Annotated in this window: 12 protein-coding genes and 1 pseudogene; 11 read left to right on the forward strand and 2 right to left on the reverse strand. The window is 39.9% G+C overall.

The genetic code is table 11. From position 1 onward, the window contains the following. Positions 1-109: 109 nt before the first annotated feature. Together A5867_RS05160 and A5867_RS05165 are read right to left on the reverse strand one after the other, a co-directional pair. Positions 110-1,537: an amino acid permease gene (locus tag A5867_RS05160; RefSeq protein ID WP_087627020.1), complete on the reverse strand. Its 1,428-nt coding sequence runs from the start codon at positions 1,535-1,537 to the stop codon at positions 110-112. A 557-nt stretch (positions 1,538-2,094) separates the two neighbouring features. Beyond that, positions 2,095-2,634 carry a hypothetical protein gene (locus A5867_RS05165; RefSeq protein ID WP_087627021.1) on the reverse strand — a complete coding sequence of 180 codons (540 nt, stop codon included), beginning with the start codon at positions 2,632-2,634 and terminating at the stop codon, positions 2,095-2,097. Positions 2,635-2,775: 141 nt separating this feature from the next. Here A5867_RS05165 and A5867_RS05170 point away from each other — a divergent pair, with 141 nt between their 5' ends. The 11 genes and pseudogenes from A5867_RS05170 (at position 2,776) to A5867_RS18165 (ending at position 14,259) form a co-directional block, all read left to right on the forward strand. After that, entirely contained in the window at positions 2,776-5,253 is a 2,478-nt protein-coding gene (locus tag A5867_RS05170) for a vitamin B12-dependent ribonucleotide reductase (RefSeq protein WP_087627022.1), read from the forward strand. A gap of 87 nt (positions 5,254-5,340) precedes the next feature. Next, complete coding sequence (locus A5867_RS05175; protein ID WP_249270017.1) at positions 5,341-5,610, forward strand: DUF4430 domain-containing protein; 270 nt, start codon at positions 5,341-5,343, stop codon at positions 5,608-5,610. Between the two features lie 12 nt (positions 5,611-5,622). Beyond that, positions 5,623-5,730: pseudogene (locus A5867_RS18160) on the forward strand (DUF4430 domain-containing protein); the annotation flags it as partial. Positions 5,731-6,035: 305 nt separating this feature from the next. After that, on the forward strand, positions 6,036-8,810 hold the full coding sequence (locus tag A5867_RS05180) for a sigma-54-dependent transcriptional regulator (protein WP_087627023.1): 2,775 nt from the start codon (positions 6,036-6,038) through the stop codon (positions 8,808-8,810). An 82-nt stretch (positions 8,811-8,892) separates the two neighbouring features. Beyond that, positions 8,893-9,312, forward strand: coding sequence for a PTS sugar transporter subunit IIA (locus A5867_RS05185; RefSeq protein WP_034858298.1), 420 nt, complete (start codon positions 8,893-8,895; stop codon positions 9,310-9,312). A gap of 10 nt (positions 9,313-9,322) precedes the next feature. Beyond that, the gene (locus tag A5867_RS05190) at positions 9,323-9,793 is read left to right on the forward strand and encodes a PTS sugar transporter subunit IIB (protein ID WP_034858201.1); all 471 of its coding nucleotides are present in this window, start codon (positions 9,323-9,325) and stop codon (positions 9,791-9,793) included. 17 nt (positions 9,794-9,810) lie between these two features. Beyond that, a complete protein-coding gene (locus tag A5867_RS05195; protein WP_074934984.1) occupies positions 9,811-10,596 on the forward strand; it encodes a PTS mannose/fructose/sorbose/N-acetylgalactosamine transporter subunit IIC in 786 nt (261 codons plus the stop codon). Further along, positions 10,580-11,401 carry a PTS system mannose/fructose/sorbose family transporter subunit IID gene (locus A5867_RS05200; RefSeq protein ID WP_074935001.1) on the forward strand — a complete coding sequence of 274 codons (822 nt, stop codon included), beginning with the start codon at positions 10,580-10,582 and terminating at the stop codon, positions 11,399-11,401. The genes A5867_RS05195 and A5867_RS05200 overlap by 17 nt, the downstream gene beginning before the upstream one ends. A gap of 12 nt (positions 11,402-11,413) precedes the next feature. Then, the gene (locus A5867_RS05205) at positions 11,414-12,463 is read left to right on the forward strand and encodes an SIS domain-containing protein (protein ID WP_087627024.1); all 1,050 of its coding nucleotides are present in this window, start codon (positions 11,414-11,416) and stop codon (positions 12,461-12,463) included. 11 nt (positions 12,464-12,474) lie between these two features. After that, positions 12,475-13,479 (forward strand): SIS domain-containing protein, encoded by a 1,005-nt coding sequence (locus A5867_RS05210; protein WP_087627025.1) that lies wholly within the window; start codon positions 12,475-12,477, stop codon positions 13,477-13,479. A 309-nt stretch (positions 13,480-13,788) separates the two neighbouring features. After that, on the forward strand, positions 13,789-14,259 hold the full coding sequence (locus A5867_RS18165) for a transposase (protein WP_249270018.1): 471 nt from the start codon (positions 13,789-13,791) through the stop codon (positions 14,257-14,259). The last annotated feature ends 1,326 nt before the right edge of the window (positions 14,260-15,585 follow it).

A 15,585-nucleotide genomic window follows, 5' to 3' on the forward strand; every position in this document is an offset into this window, starting at 1 on the left:
CGGCAAGAGGATGGAGCAAATGCCGCGAGCGGCGAAGAAGTTCATTTACAAAAAAAGAGGTGCCCGACAACTGAAATAGTTGTCGGACACCTCTTTTTTGAGGGAATGATTATTTTTTATTTACACGTTTCGCAATGATCGGCAAGATCAAGCCAATCAAAAGAAAGGCGATTGGCGTAATGATATTTAAGGCCAATTGGAAGAACCAAGCTTGCGGATCTGCCCCATAATCAAGTTTAGGAACCATCCCTAAAATGCAGGCAAAGGCCGTGAACAAGAAGCACCATAAGCCGATCCCAAAGCCAACCTTGGTGTTTTTCACGAATTTATAATCGGAAGTAAAGCGATTGGCGTGTTTGTTGACTAGCATAAAGGCTAAGAAGACCCATAAGTAACGCAATGGCATGACAACTGAATTCAAGTTCAGCAACCAACGATACAGTTCGGTCATATTGCCGATTCCTAGTGCTGGAATGATGATCAAAATGCTGACTAGGATACCAGTCATAATATACCCATTTACTGGTGTTCCTTTTTTGTTTAGTTTTGCTAAGCCATTTGGTACAAATTCTGAATCAGCATCAGACAATAATATTTTCAATGGGGCATCAATTGAAAATGCCAAAGCAGAGATTTGCGCTAACGCATTGGCTATGGAATAAAGAATGACAAAGAAATTGCCGATTCCGTAGAAGTTTCCTAGTCGTTGAAAGGCTTCATAAGCGCCGTTGACCATCAAATCTTCTGGAATATGATTGGCATCAAAAAGCATCCCCATAGCAATCGAGCCGAGCAAGGCACATAACGCCACCATACCGGCTAAAAAGATCATGCCTTTTGGAAATTCTTTGGCAGGATTTTTTGTGTTGTTTACGTAAGGCGAGATTTTTTCACAGCCACCTACCGCAAATACCAGCATCGAGATCGTGGTTAAATAGGTAAAGTCAAATTTAGGGATATAGGTTGAAACAGATGACATGTTTGGTGTAGCAATTTCAGCACCAGTCATTGCTGGAGCAGTGACTGCTAAAAGAATAAAAAGAATCGACATCACGAACATGGCTGTTCCGGCGATGTTCCCAATCATTTTTAAGGTCGTCAATCCTTTAGAGGCAATCCATAAAAAGAATAGAAAAATAGCTAAACAAATCAACGAGACTTCCATGGAGCCCATCGTTGATACAAATGTACCATTTCCTTTAAATAACCAACTCAATGACACTAAGATTCCTTGGGGTTTTTGTGCCAAATAAGGCACGTGAACGACCCAATAAGTCCAAGCAGCAAAAAAAGCCAACCGCTTTGTTGAGGTTTCTTTGATCCATGAGGAGACCCCACCACTTGACTCTTTGAAGGTCGATCCTAACTGACCAACACTTAATGCATAGGGTACAAAATAAAGAGCCATAATTAATAGCCACGAAACAACAACAGTCAACCCTTGTTGAGCGTAGTTGTTTACAACATTTCCCAGTCCCCAAACAGAGACGAACGCCATCAGCGCAATATTATACCAGCGTAATTGTTTCTCATTCATCGCTTTCTCCTTCTTAAAATGATTTTTCTGACTGGTTAAAATAGAGCGTTTTTTGAAATTTAGTGAGAAAAAAATTTCTTTCCATAAGCGCTTGATCACTATCAAGTTTCTTATGCATTTTTTCACAAATGTCAAAGGTCAAATTGAATAAAAAAATTTCATTTGCTTCTTTTTATCCAGTCGTTGATTTTCCATAGTTAGGATAAACCTCTGAATTCTTTTGGTCAAGAAAAATTAAATTGTTATTTAAAAAAAATAATAAATTTCTGATGATAGCAAAAGCAAACATCATCATTCATTAATAATCTGAAAGAAATCCAACTACATTCGGTCAAGGGCATGGATGAAAGAGGGATCATTTCATTTAAATGAATGGACGTATAAAGATGGAAGAAACCCTTTCGAAAGGCTTTCACTGGTACTTTTTGGATAGATTTTTAAGCAAAGGAAACAGGAGAGTAGTCGTAGTTTTTTTGTTTTTTTTAAAAAATTTTATGCGAACATTCTTTCTAAGAAACACGAAAACAAAGTTAGCCGAATGCTTCGTTCCATCGAAATCACTCGTTTTTTTTCGCCAATTTATAGGAGGTGGGTGTTATTCGCTCAAATACTGGCCATAAAAGCAGATAAAAGACGAAGTTTCCGCTGGCATGGAAGAAATCGAACAGTAGTCCTTGAAGGTAATAGGCAAGAAACGAAGGAAACTGATAAAGCCAAACTTCCATCAACGAAACGATCAAGCCATAAAGAAGTCCGCAAAGAAAGGCAAAGAAAGCTTGCAAGAAGCGGTTTTTCTTGATGATCGGTATTTTTCCAATCTGATGAAAAAGAACGATGGTGACAGTAAGTGCAGCCAATTGACTGATCGTCCAGGGACCCATGCCTAGATAGATATTTGTTCCGAGCAAACTTAATAAGGCAATCATCAACGCATCAGATAAACGATAAGAAAAAGCCACTAAAAATAAAAGGGCACTCATAGGCTGAATGTTAGGGATAAAGACAAAAACTAACCGTCCAACGATACAAGCCGCAGTGATCAGTGCTAAATGAGAAATTCTTTGGATGGAAAATATCTTGGTTTGGGGAGGAAGCATGAGAATCGCCGTCTTTCTAATTGATAATCATTCTCATTATACATGGAAAATAATAAAATTCAAGATTGAAATACACATTATATAGTACGATAATAAAAAAACGAGCACAATATGTTGTGTTTTAGAAGGCGAGGGAAAGAAATGGAATACAAAAAACAAACGATTGAGAAATTGAACGAGGATATCCAGTTGTTCCAAGAAGTTTCGGCGATCACACCAGAAATGACCCAAACATTTGAGGGAATCGCTCGTTTGATTATGCTGGATCGTTATTCATACAAAGATCAAACCCATCTAACATTGCGTAAGGATGATTTGGTGATTTTGACAACGAAAGCTGATCCTAAATATCCTGCGCGAGGAATCGGTGTTGTGAAAGCAATCGATGGGGAACTAGTCTCTATCGAAGTGGAAGAGGCCTATCGCTCAGCGTTAGAAGATATTGATGAACAAGCCAATGGACTTGTTAAAAGAAGAAAAAGTGACATTGAAAAACCGTTAGAACTCTTTTTTGAGCAAGTGGCGCATCGTGTAGCCAAAGGGATTTCTGCCAACGAGGCCCATGACCAGGAGCGCTTCTTTGAGGCGTTTTACCAACAGATCGTGGCGCAAAACCTAATTCCCGCAGGCAGAGTACTTTATGGAGCAGGAACAAATTCTCAAGTTACCTACTTCAATTGCTTTGTGATGCCTTTCATCCATGATTCCCGAAAAGGGATTGCTGTTCATCGACAAGAAGTTATGGAAATCATGAGTCGAGGTGGCGGGGTCGGAACCAATGGGTCGACCTTGCGACCAAAATCAAGTGTGGTCCACGGTGTCAGTGGTCGGTCTTCTGGGGCAGTTTCTTGGTTGAATGATTTGGCAAACTTGACGAACCTTGTCGAACAAGGAGGTAGCCGCCGTGGAGCGCAGATGATTATGATGGCAGATTGGCATCCAGATATTTTTGCGTTTATTCTTTCTAAAATTCAAAATCCTGCTGTATTGCTTCACCTAAAAAAAACAATCACAAATGCGACGATCAAACAACTGATCAATGAAAAACTGCAATTTGACCCTCTGACAAAAATGGAAGAAAGAATGTTCACTTATCTAGCACAACTGCCTGAATCGTCAGATAAGGAACATAATGACATGATCCAAAAGGCAAAAGAAAAATTGCGCATAGGTGGCAGCTATACGGTGAAAGAAAGTGATTTCTTAACTGGCGCGAATATCTCAGTCTGCTTGACAGAAGAATTCATGGAAGCAGTGAAGACAGATGGGTGGTATGAGCTACGCTTTCCAGATATCGACAATTATTCAGAAGCAGAGATGGCGCAATATGATGCAAAATGGGCTGAAGTCGGGGATGTGCGAGAATGGGCAGCTACTGGCCATAAAGTCAAAACCTATCAAAGGATCAAAGCTCGTGAGTTATGGGAGTTGATTACTTTTTGTGCAACGTATTCTGCTGAGCCTGGTATTTTCTTTATCGATAATGCCAACAAGATGACGAATGCTACAGCATACGGACAAAAAGTCGTGGCAACCAATCCGTGCGGTGAACAGCCCCTAACCCCTTATGCGGTCTGTAACTTGGCAGCCATCAATCTCGCAAACATGGCAGATCGCCAAAAGGGCACCGTTGATTTTGCCAAACTAAAAGAAACCGTGAAAACAGCGGTTCGTTTCCAAGACAATGTTATTGACGTAACGCCTTACTTTTTTGACAAAAATGAGCAGCAGGCGAAAGGGGAAAGACGTGTTGGATTAGGGATCATGGGCTTGGCAGATTTATTGATCTACTGCGGGAAAAAATACGGATCGGCAGAAGGAAATCAATTCGTTGATCAAATTTTCGAGGCAATGGCAGTCACTGCCTATGAGGCATCCATTGAATTGGCGAAAGAAAAAGGCAGCTTTCCTTTCCTGATTGGAAAAAATGACCAAGAGACGCAAGCGTTGCGGAAGAAATTTATCGATACAGGATACATGAAAAAAATGCCAGCGCACATCCGCGAAGGCGTGCTGCGATTCGGTATTCGCAACTCTCATCTTTTGACTGTTGCGCCAACAGGATCGACAGGCACGATGACGGGAGTTTCAACTGGTTTAGAACCTTACTACTCCTTTTCTTATTTTAGAAGCGGTCGACTAGGTAAGTTTATTGAAATCAATGCGGAAATCGTTGACGAATACCTGATGGATCATCCTGAACGAACCAAAGCGGAGTTGCCGGCATGGTTCATTTCCGCTATGGAGTTGACGCCCGAAGAGCATGTCGGTGTGCAATGCACCATTCAACGCTGGGTGGATAGCTCCATTTCAAAAACGGTCAATGCACCAAAAGGATATACAGTAAGCCAAGTAGCCAAGGTTTATCGAGATCTTTATGAAGGAGGAGCCAAAGGAGGGACCGTCTATGTAGACGGCAGCCGAGATTCACAAGTACTTACCTTAGAAGCGGTTGAAAATGAGCTGACCGCACAAGTTGAACCGCTGCCTGTCGTTCAAGTAGATGAACCCGTCGCCTCTGGTGAAATCTGTCCCATCTGCCATGAAGGAACCATTGAGGAAATCGGTGGCTGTAGTACCTGCACAAACTGTAAAATCCAATTAAAATGCGGGCTCTAAGAAAAAACGAGATTGATAAAATAATTCTTATCCGCATATTGGATAGAAAAACGATTAGTATTTTGACTATTGGAGAGGAAGAAATAGATGAAAAAAGTATTTGTCGTATTCATGCTAGTGAGCACACTACTCGTCGCTACAGGATGCCAACAGGCAAGTGTAACGCCAGAAAGCACGCAGCAAAGTTCCTTGAAGCAAGAACAAGGAACAGCTACGATCGTCATCCAAAATCAAGAAGCTGTGACCTCAAAAGAAGTAACATTCCGAGAAAATGAGTCGCTGCTGGAAGTAATGAAAGAAAACTTTGCGATCAAAGAAAAAGATGGCTTTATCACCTCTATCGACGGCATCAGTTAAGATCAAAAAGCCAATCTATTTTGGGTCTATACCGTCAATGACGAAATGACCGATAAAGGGGCACAAGCGTTGTTTTTAAAGAACAATGACACCATCACATTTGATTTGAAAGCATTCTGAGTTGGCGGGACTACGAGCCTCCGCTAGTACAATGGTAAAGAGTTAGGGGGAAAGAAAAGAGGTGAATAGCGCAATCATATTGAAATTAATAATTTTTAGCAAATAGAAATGAATCAGAACGAATGATAGAAATATTATCTATTGGTCGTAGAAGTATTATTTATAAAAAATAAAAAGCGGCAGCCATTACTTAGGATGCTGCTTTTTGCGTGTTTTGAAAAAACGATCAATCTACTACAAGTTGTCTAGCTTCTCTGATCTTTTTAAGATATGATAATCAGATAAAGAGGACAAGGAGAACGGCGATGAAGGAACAATTACTTGCTTACTTACAAAATCAAACAGCTTTTTTCTCTACCGAAAATGTAAGCGATGTCTTTACTGCGAAGGATATTGCTGAGAAGTTTTCAGTCAAGAGAAACACGATCAGTCACTATTTAAATCAGTTAACGGAAGAAGGTCGACTAGTCAAAATTGCGACCCGGCCAGTGTATTTTTTCCATAAGCAGGCATTTGAAATCCAAAATTATCCTTTAACAAAAAACGTATATGATAGTCTGGCTGCTGTGGCGGCAGAAAAGCCCTTTTTTGATCAAAAAGAAGATTTTTTTTCCAGTGTGATCGGCAGCAAAGGCAGTCTAGCAGAAGTTATTGAACAGATCAAGATGGCAGCCTTCTATCCAAATGGCGGACTTCCCTTCTTGCTGACGGGAGAAAGTGGAACTGGGAAGAGTTTTCTTGTAAAAATGTTCCATCATTATTGTGTGGCAAATGAATTATTAGACAGCGATGCTCCGTTGATCACGATCAATTGCGCGCAGTATGCCAACAATCAAGAGTTATTGACGAGCAATTTATTTGGACATGTGAAAGGTGCCTTCACTGGGGCAGAAGAAGATCGTGGCGGTGCATTTGAAGCAGCAAACGGCGGGGTCCTCTTCCTCGATGAAGTTCATCGACTGAATGCAGAAGGTCAGGAAAAATTATTCACTTTTCTAGACCAAGGCGTCATTTATCGAATGGGGGATACGGGGCGGTCGATCCCATTGGATTGTCGGCTAGTGTTTGCAACAACCGAAGATCTGAAACAAACATTTCTAACAACCTTTTTGCGACGAATCCCGATTCAAGCAACACTGCCCGCTTTGGAAGAACGGACAATTTCCGAACGGAAACAGCTGATCTTGCAAGCATTTTTTGACGAGCAAAAGCGAATCGGCTTACCATTGGAGCTCTCGCCCCAAGTGATCGAAATATTAACGACTAGTCATTTTTCTGGGAATGTCGGCGAATTGAAAAGTACGATCAAAATTATTACAGCCAAAAGCTATACAGCCAGTCTAAAACGGGAAGTAAAAAAAATAGCGGTCACTGTATATCATTTACCAGAACAGTTATTACAATTGACAGAGGAACCCAATGAATTAACGATGATGCAGCCGATTCTTATTGATGGACAAACTCAAATTCAGCAGCTGACTGCGGAAAGTGAGCCAGAACAGCAAAAGATCATTCAAACGTATGAACAGATCTTGCTCAATTATGTCCAAGCGGGACAGGACTTTTCAGCAGCTGCCTCGCCTATTTCTAAAGTGATTGAAAGACTGTTTGAAAATTTATTGTTTGACCATAAGCAGGAACAAAAGCAGCGGACAATGATTTTTGTGACAGAGCATGTCCAGCGAATGATGGAGCAAATCGAGCATTCTTTCCAAATCAGCTTTAACGGCAGTATGGTTTATACGATCAGTTATTATTTGTGGTTGCGCAGGAATGTGGAGTGGCTGCCAGATGATCAAGACAAACTTTTATTGACAGAAAACCTGTTGAAAAGTGTTAAGAAGCATTATTCTACAAGTGATCGCTACACCGAAAATCTGATAGGCTTAGTGCAAAACGCATTGGATATTGAGCTAACGAGTATGGACCGAATCATTTTTACGCTTTATATCAATGATATGGGGTATTCCAAAGAATCGCTGCTTCCACGAAGCATCATAGTGGCCCATGGCTATGCAACCGCCAGCAGTATCGCAAACGTCGCCAACCGCTTACTGAATGAATCGGTTTTTCAGTCTTTCGATATGCCCTTAGAGGTCACTCCTAAGCAAATTGCGGAAAGGGTCACCGCATATATTCAGAAAAACGATGTATCTAATGGACTCGTTGTCTTGTTCGACATGGGTTCTTTGAAAGAAGTCTATCAATATATTCCAGAATTGACGGTACCGATCGTCATGATGAACAATGTAACGACAAGTGTAGCCATCGCTGTTGGAGAATGTATTCAGCAGAAGATTTCGTTTAGGGAGATTCCAGAACGGGTAAATGATTACCACCAAAACGAATGGGAAATCATTCTTCCGAAAGTGAAAAAAGAGAAAGTTGTTATTACAACTTGTTCCACAGGTCTTGGAACCGCCGTACAAATCTCAAATTTATTAGAGAAGAGTATTCCTGATCAGTTGAAGATTCGGATTCTTCCTTATGAATTCAATCATTTGGAAAATAGTGAACAGGTGAAGCAGACATTGACTTCCTATGACATTGTTGGTGTTGTGGGAACCAATAGACCTCGCCAAGAGCTGGCTCCCTTTATTTCTTTAGAAGAACTGATTTCGGGTGCTGGAACAGAGAAACTGTTAAGTTGGTTGAAGGAAGAATTGGATGAAGAGATGATCGCATACGTGAACAATCAATTAGTAAGAAACTTTTCTTTGGATCGAGTCATTCAATCAGTGACGATTCTAGACACTGAAAAAGTGATTTCCCAAATGGAATTGTTTGTGGGGGATCTGGAGCGCATGCTGCAGCAGCGGATCGCCAATGATCGCAAACTTGCGTTGTTTGTCCATACGAGTTGCTTAATTGAACGTCTTATTCGAAACGAAGCCATTGAGCATTATCATGCCAGCGACACATTACTCCAGTGTCATGAAAAGCAGCTGAATGAGATCAAAAAAGCGTTTAGTGTCATTGAAAAGGTTTACAGTGTCGGAATACCTGAATCTGAAGTTTGTTATATCTATGATGTTTTATTCGGAAACACAGATTCCTCAATGGATGAAGCAGATTTTTAAGCGATAAGAAAAGCGTGCCGCTATTTTGGCACGCTTTTTGCATTTAGTAAGGTGTAACTTGGAGCAAAGTGAGGTGAAAGCAGTGAAACAAATCGTTATTTTAGCATCACACGGGCGATTTGCATCAGGAATCTTACATTCGTTAGAGCTTATTTGCGGAAATAAACAATCAGTTATTGCCATTGACTGTTACGTTCATGAAGCATTTGATCTAACGGTAACTGTGGATACATTGATGGAAACATATAAAGAGCATGAAATGATCGTTATCACAGATATTTTTGGCGGCAGCGTAAACAATGAATTTTTACGTTACATCAAACAACCCAATTTTTATTTAATCGCAGGTTTGAATTTGCCATTGTTGATTGAATTGACGACACAACTTAATGGAGGAGGTGTAATCTCAGAAACGATCCGCCAAACGTTGGCAAATTCCAAAAATATGATCCAATTTTGCAATGATAGTGCAGCAAAAGAAATTGAAGAAGAAGAATTTTAGGAGGGACGATATGATTATTTTGACACGAGTCGATCATCGACTATTACATGGGCAGGTCGCATTTTCTTGGACACAAAATTTAGGCGCGGACTGCATTTTGATTGCCAATGATGATGTGCCAACAAATGACATACGTAAAACAACAATCAAATTAGCAAAACCGCAAGGCGTAAAACTGGTGATCAAATCAATTGAGGATTCAATTCATGCCCTACAAAGTGGTGTGACGGATAAATACAAATTATTCATCGTAGTTGATTCCATCAAAGATGCGTATAAGTTAGCAGAAAACTATCCAGAGATCGACGAAATCAATCTAGGTGGGATCAAAGCCAAAGAAGGCTCTAAAAATATTGGCAAAGCAGTCAATGTATTACCAGAAGAAGAAGAACTTCTCAAGAAAATGGTCGCTAAAGGAATCGCTGTCGATATCCGTCAAGTACCTTCGGATAAAAAAGTCGCTGTCGAAGATGTTTTATAGAGAAAGGAGCAAAAGAGATGCTGCAAGCAATATTACTTGGAATTGTTGCATTTATTGCGCAGTCTGAATACGCATTAGGGACGTCATTACTGTCGCGTCCGATTGTCACAGGGTTGTTTACAGGAATCGTATTAGGGGACATAAGCACAGGAATTATTATGGGGGCTACACTGGAATTAGCTTTTATTGGTTCGTTTTCTGTAGGTGCTTCTATTCCGCCAGATGTTGTAACAGGAGGAATTCTTGGCACAGCATTCGCAATTACAGCAGGAGCAGGAACGGAGACGGCTTTACTATTAGGACTTCCAATCGCAACATTAACGCTGATTCTGAAAAATGTATACTTAGGACTGCTTATCCCTATGATGAATCAAAAAGCTGATTTATACGCGACAGAGGGGAACTACAAAGGTGTGGAACGAATGCACTTATTAGCCGGTTTTGGCTTGTCTTTGATGTTAGCCCTTGTAGTGACGATTTCCTTCATGGTGGGCAGCAATACGATGAGTAAGTTGTTAGAGATGATTCCGTCCTTTGTACAGAATGGATTATCAGTCGCAACTGGCTTGATTCCAGCTCTAGGGTTTGCCATGTTGGCTAGATTACTGATCAACAAACAAGTTGCTCCTTATTTCTTTTTAGGGTTTGCATTAGCAGCTTATTTAGAGATTCCTGTTACAGGGATTGCAATTTTTGGTGCGATAACAGCTGTTGTAGTTGTTAACTTGAGAAACTTTCGCGGACAAGGGCAATCTGTTCAAATGACTTCAGGGGAGGTATTAGATGATGATGAAGACTTCTAATGAGAAACCAGAAATTACTAAAAAAGAGTTGAATCGTGTCTTCTGGCGTTCGTTTCAAATGGAGTTCTCATGGAACTATGAGCGGCAGATGAACCTAGCTTATGTCTATGCAATGATTCCGATTTTAAAGAAACTCTACAAAACAAAAGAATCGATGGCCGATGCGTTGAAACGGCACCTGGAATTTTTCAACACGACCCCGCATATCGTCACGCTTATTTTAGGAATCAATGCGGCGATGGAAGAAGAAAATGTCAGTGATCCCAATTTTGATTCTTCAGCAATCGAAAACATCAAGACCTCTTTGATGGGACCTTTAGCGGGAATCGGTGATTCCTTCTTTTGGGGAACGTTGCGGCTAATTGCTACTGGGGTAGGAACTTCATTGGCATTACAAGGAAATATCCTAGGTCCTATTCTGTTTCTGCTGATTTTTAATGTGCCTCATCTACTATTTCGCTATTTTGCGACTGGTTGGGGTTATAAACTTGGGACAGGATTTTTAAAGAAAATTCAGGAAAACGGTTTGATGGAAAGCTTAACCTATGGGGCTGCCATCATTGGGTTGATGGTCGTAGGTGGAATGACCGCTACGATGATCGATATCAACATTCCGTTGCAGATTGGTTCAGGGGAGAATGCAGTTACAGTTCAAAGCATCTTTGATGATATCGTTCCGAAAATTTTGTCATTGGGTGCATTTGGTGCTGTCTTTTATCTTTTGAAAAAAGAAGTCAAACCGCTGATTATTCTGCTGGGACTAGCAGTCGTAGGTATTTTAGGATCCTTGATTGGACTTTTTTAAGGAGGAATTGTTGTGGCAACGATGATGGATTATATACAAGAAGAGCAAGCAACGTTAGTTGAGATCTTGCAGGGGTTTGTTCCTAAAAAAGAAGAAAAAAGAGCTGCAATCGAGAATTTATTGATTTTGGCAACGGGCTCTTCTGCCAATGCCTGTTTAGCAGCAAAGTATGCAATGGAGAAATTAGCGCAGATCACTGTCACGATTGAAGAGCCATACCACTTTAATCATTACGGGCATCTTTCTAAAGAAATCGAGACAGTTTTGGCGGTTTCGCAAAGCGGAAAAAGTGCTTCCACGATAGATGCAGTGGCGCAGTTGTCCAAGCAAGATATTTATACGATCGGTTTAAGCAGTGATCCCGAAAGTCCCCTTGCTCAAAAAGTTAACGAAAGCATTGATCTAGGAACTGGGATCGAGACCGTTGGATTCGTGACAAAAGGATATGTAGCAACGGTATTGCAACTCTATTTAATAGGGGTATCTATTGGTTACAGCAAAGGTATATTATCCGACGACCAAGTGTCGACTATCAAAAGTCAGTTAGGGGAGATGATCGAGGCCATTCCTCAAGTTATCGATAAAACAATTGATTTTTTTGAGAAAAACGCAAGTATTTTTAAACTAGCGAACCGTTTTGTAGCAGTCGGTTATGGACCAAACTGGGGAACCGCTAAAGAATTTGAAACGAAGTTTACCGAAACCCTACGAGTCCCTTCTCAAGGATTTGAATTGGAAGCATATATGCACGGACCATATCTTGAAGCAAACCATGAACATGTGCTTTTCTTTATTGAAGCTCCTAGCCTAAATCAATCAAGGTCCCAACTATTGCATGATTATATCGCTTCTTATGTGGGAAAAGCTTATACGATTACCACAGCAACGGCAAAAAATTCCGATACACTTGGGTTGGATGTTGCATGTGAAGAAACGTTTTCTTCTTTGCTCTTAGTTATTCCGTTCCAAATTTTCTCCTATCTCGGGGCTGCTGCTAAAGGGATCGATTTGAGTAAACGTATTTTTGATGACTTTGATCAAGTGCTAAAAAGTAAAATTTAGAGGTGGAAAAGATGCTGAAATTTAATGAACAACAACAAATTGACGATATTCAAGGAATGTTAGATCTACGTCCAGAAATTGAAAAATTAGTCGATGCCCTTGACGAAAAAGGCTTTGATGCGATCTTTTATCTAGGAATTGGCGGTACCTATGCTTCGGCCATGCAAGCAGTTACTTACATCAATGGAAAAAGCGATTTACCAGTTTATGTCCAACATGCGGCAGAATACTATACAACCGGCAACCGTCGATTGACGAAAGACTCATTAGTCATCTTGTCCTCTGTTACCGGAACCACACAAGAAGTGGTAAAAGCTGTCGCAGAAATCAAAAAAGTAGGAGCGACATTATTAGGATTTATTGATACAAAAGGCAGTATCTTAGCAGAACAATGTGACCATGTCATCACGTATCCTGCACCAGGAACAGAACAAATCAAATTTTTCATGGTGGCAGATCGGTTAATGAAAAATCACGGAGATTTTCCTGATTACGACGCCTACTATCAAGAATTGGATCAATATTTAGCGAAAGGATTAGTGGAGGCTGAGAAACAGGCGGATGAATTTGGGCGAGCATTTGCGGAGCAGCATCGTCATGATGCGATGCATTATTTCATCGGTGCAGGAAATCAATGGGGCGCAGTCTATTCTTACGCCATGTGCTACTGGGAAGAACAAAGCTGGTTGCGTTCAAAATCGATCCATGCTGCTGAGTTTCTTCACGGAACCTTAGAAATCGTTGACGAAACCACACCTGTCACAGTGTTTTTGGGAGAAGACGAGCAGCGCCCATTATCAGAAAGAGTTGCTAAATTATTGCCAAGAATTTGTGGAAACTATACATTGATCGATACCAAGGACTATCCTATTTCAGGAATCAGTGAAAAATATCGCGGCCGAGTGTTATCGCACTTATTGATGCATTGTGTGACGCAGCGCATTGATGCCTATGTCGAACAAATGAATTGTCACCCAATGGAAATTCGGCGCTACTATCGCCAATTTGAATACTGATAGAAAACCAAGAGGAAGAGGATCGATAGAAAGATAACCCAAAAGAACACTGAAATATAATGTTTCTATGGAGTGGATAGGGAAGCTATCTGAATAAGAAAAAGTGATCTATTCTTAAACACCATAAATGAAGAACACCTGAATTCTTAATTTAAAAATGTATAGAGTGGGACTGTGACATAAGTCCATAGAAGAAAACCGTAAGAAATGGCGAGAAAACGTTCATTTCTTGCGGTTTTTTGGGAAAAATAAAAGGAGCACCGGTTGTCGCCAATGCCCCATCATCTAATCCTGAAAGGACTAAACAAAATGTATACTAATTATCACATAAATCAACTTACTTTGGATCTATCTACTTCATTTTCTCCAAAAGAAAATCATGTCGCCGTTTTTATCCATGAACTGGTCGAAGCGCTTCAGATTAATAACCCCAATCTTTTTGGTCGACCAAGAGAATATGATTTAGGTGCCATGATAAAGTTGGATCTTTTTTCGTATACGCGAGAGACCTTTACAAGTCGCAAGATTGAACGCTTAGCTGAAGAAAATTTATACGCTCGCTGGTTGACGCAAGAACGGGTTCCATCTTATCGAACCATCGCCCGTTTTTGTGTATACGATGTACAGGAGTTGACCCATAAAGGCTTAGATCAGTTGACAGAGCATCTGTGTGCATGGAATATGATTGAGGATGCGAATAAGAATAGCTTTGTCCGAGATTTTAAAGAAACCAAGCAGAAAAAACGGATGCGGACCAAGCGCTCATTACTGAAGCCTTAACCCCAAAGGGGAATCGCAGAAAAATCACTGTAAATCCGTTTTGGGAGTACCATAAAGAAAAATGAAAAGAACGTTTAACAACGCCTAAAATTCAAAAAATATATGGCGGAGAAATGTCGATGTGGAAATAGTCTTCGGATTTATGAAGGCTTGTTTGGATTTCACTCGATACACGGTTCGAGGCTTAGAGAAAGTCAGAAAACAGTCGGGCTTACTCATTACGACAATCGATATGATGAAATTGACAAAAATAGGGACTTGATTTACCAAAAATGAATAGAAAAACAAGGAGCACTCGAAAAATCACATGATTTTCGAGTGCTTCTTATTTTTTGGGAAGCGTAACTAGTTAACTTATGTCAGGCTCCCTTTTGTGCTCCTATGTTCGAAATTCTCACGTTTCGTAAACTTAATATATCATAGAATAAAAAAACTATATGAGAGGGACTGTCATATTATCAGTAAACCAGAAAGTACCACTAATGAGCGTACCTGAGGACTAATTTCGGCATATAAGTTGATAGGTAGTTTCTCACAACTAGCTAGTGATGACATTTTTCTTGATAATCAAAGGCATACTATTGCGTATTGTGAATAGGTTCAACAGATTTACTAGACGATGTCGAGATCCTCATGGATTCTGTTTCAAATCCAGCTTCATTTTGATTAATCTAGTAAAAGCCGCCGACATGTATGAGATCATTGTCTTCAGCTGAGAAAAGATTTTTTCCTAATTTGGCCTCAATCATAAAAATCATACATCGCAAACTCAAATAAACCGCTGAAGAGAGAGTTAGACCATTCAGAAATTATCAAAGAGTTCAAGAACCAGAAGTAACTATTTAGGATGAAGATATGTTTCGCATAAGATACAAGGCTGCTATAGGTCTCATAAGGGAACTTAGTAATCATTTAATCTCTGCCAAATGATCTCGGCTTTTTTATAGGATCATTCATATAGCATTTCGTCTTATTAGCTATTTATTTTGTCTTGATTTAATCATACTTGAGAACAATATGTTTTTTGTACTACATTAAATGGGGCTGAAGAATCTAATCTGGTTCATCAGTCCGATGAGTTATATAGTTATTTTATATAAATGTCGTTATCTGTTATTCAAAAAAATTGTAATTCATTTAGAAAAACTGCGGACATATAAAAATTAAGGAAAAGTATGTTGGTGATTTTTGATGATCTTTGCTCGAGTTATTAACATTTTAATGATAAACCATTAAGTATGCCAAAGTTCAAGTACATAGAATAATCGTTTATAAGCCGTTTTCTTTTATAACATATTATGAAAAGTTCGTAATTTAGAGTATCAG

This window comes from Enterococcus sp. 6D12_DIV0197 (genome assembly GCF_002174385.1).
GTDB classification, from domain to species: Bacteria; Bacillota; Bacilli; order Lactobacillales; family Enterococcaceae; genus Enterococcus_D; species Enterococcus_D casseliflavus.

Coding starts and splice junctions, on each gene's coding strand:
- A5867_RS05160 (WP_087627020.1), bottom strand. CDS start 1,537: ATGAATGAGAAACAATTACGCTGGTATAATATTGCGCTGATGGCGTTC.
- A5867_RS05165 (WP_087627021.1), bottom strand. CDS start 2,634: ATGCTTCCTCCCCAAACCAAGATATTTTCCATCCAAAGAATTTCTCAT.
- A5867_RS05170 (WP_087627022.1), top strand. CDS start 2,776: ATGGAATACAAAAAACAAACGATTGAGAAATTGAACGAGGATATCCAG.
- A5867_RS05175 (WP_249270017.1), top strand. CDS start 5,341: ATGAAAAAAGTATTTGTCGTATTCATGCTAGTGAGCACACTACTCGTC.
- A5867_RS05180 (WP_087627023.1), top strand. CDS start 6,036: ATGAAGGAACAATTACTTGCTTACTTACAAAATCAAACAGCTTTTTTC.
- A5867_RS05190 (WP_034858201.1), top strand. CDS start 9,323: ATGATTATTTTGACACGAGTCGATCATCGACTATTACATGGGCAGGTC.
- A5867_RS05195 (WP_074934984.1), top strand. CDS start 9,811: ATGCTGCAAGCAATATTACTTGGAATTGTTGCATTTATTGCGCAGTCT.
- A5867_RS05200 (WP_074935001.1), top strand. CDS start 10,580: ATGATGAAGACTTCTAATGAGAAACCAGAAATTACTAAAAAAGAGTTG.
- A5867_RS05210 (WP_087627025.1), top strand. CDS start 12,475: ATGCTGAAATTTAATGAACAACAACAAATTGACGATATTCAAGGAATG.
- A5867_RS18165 (WP_249270018.1), top strand. CDS start 13,789: ATGTATACTAATTATCACATAAATCAACTTACTTTGGATCTATCTACT.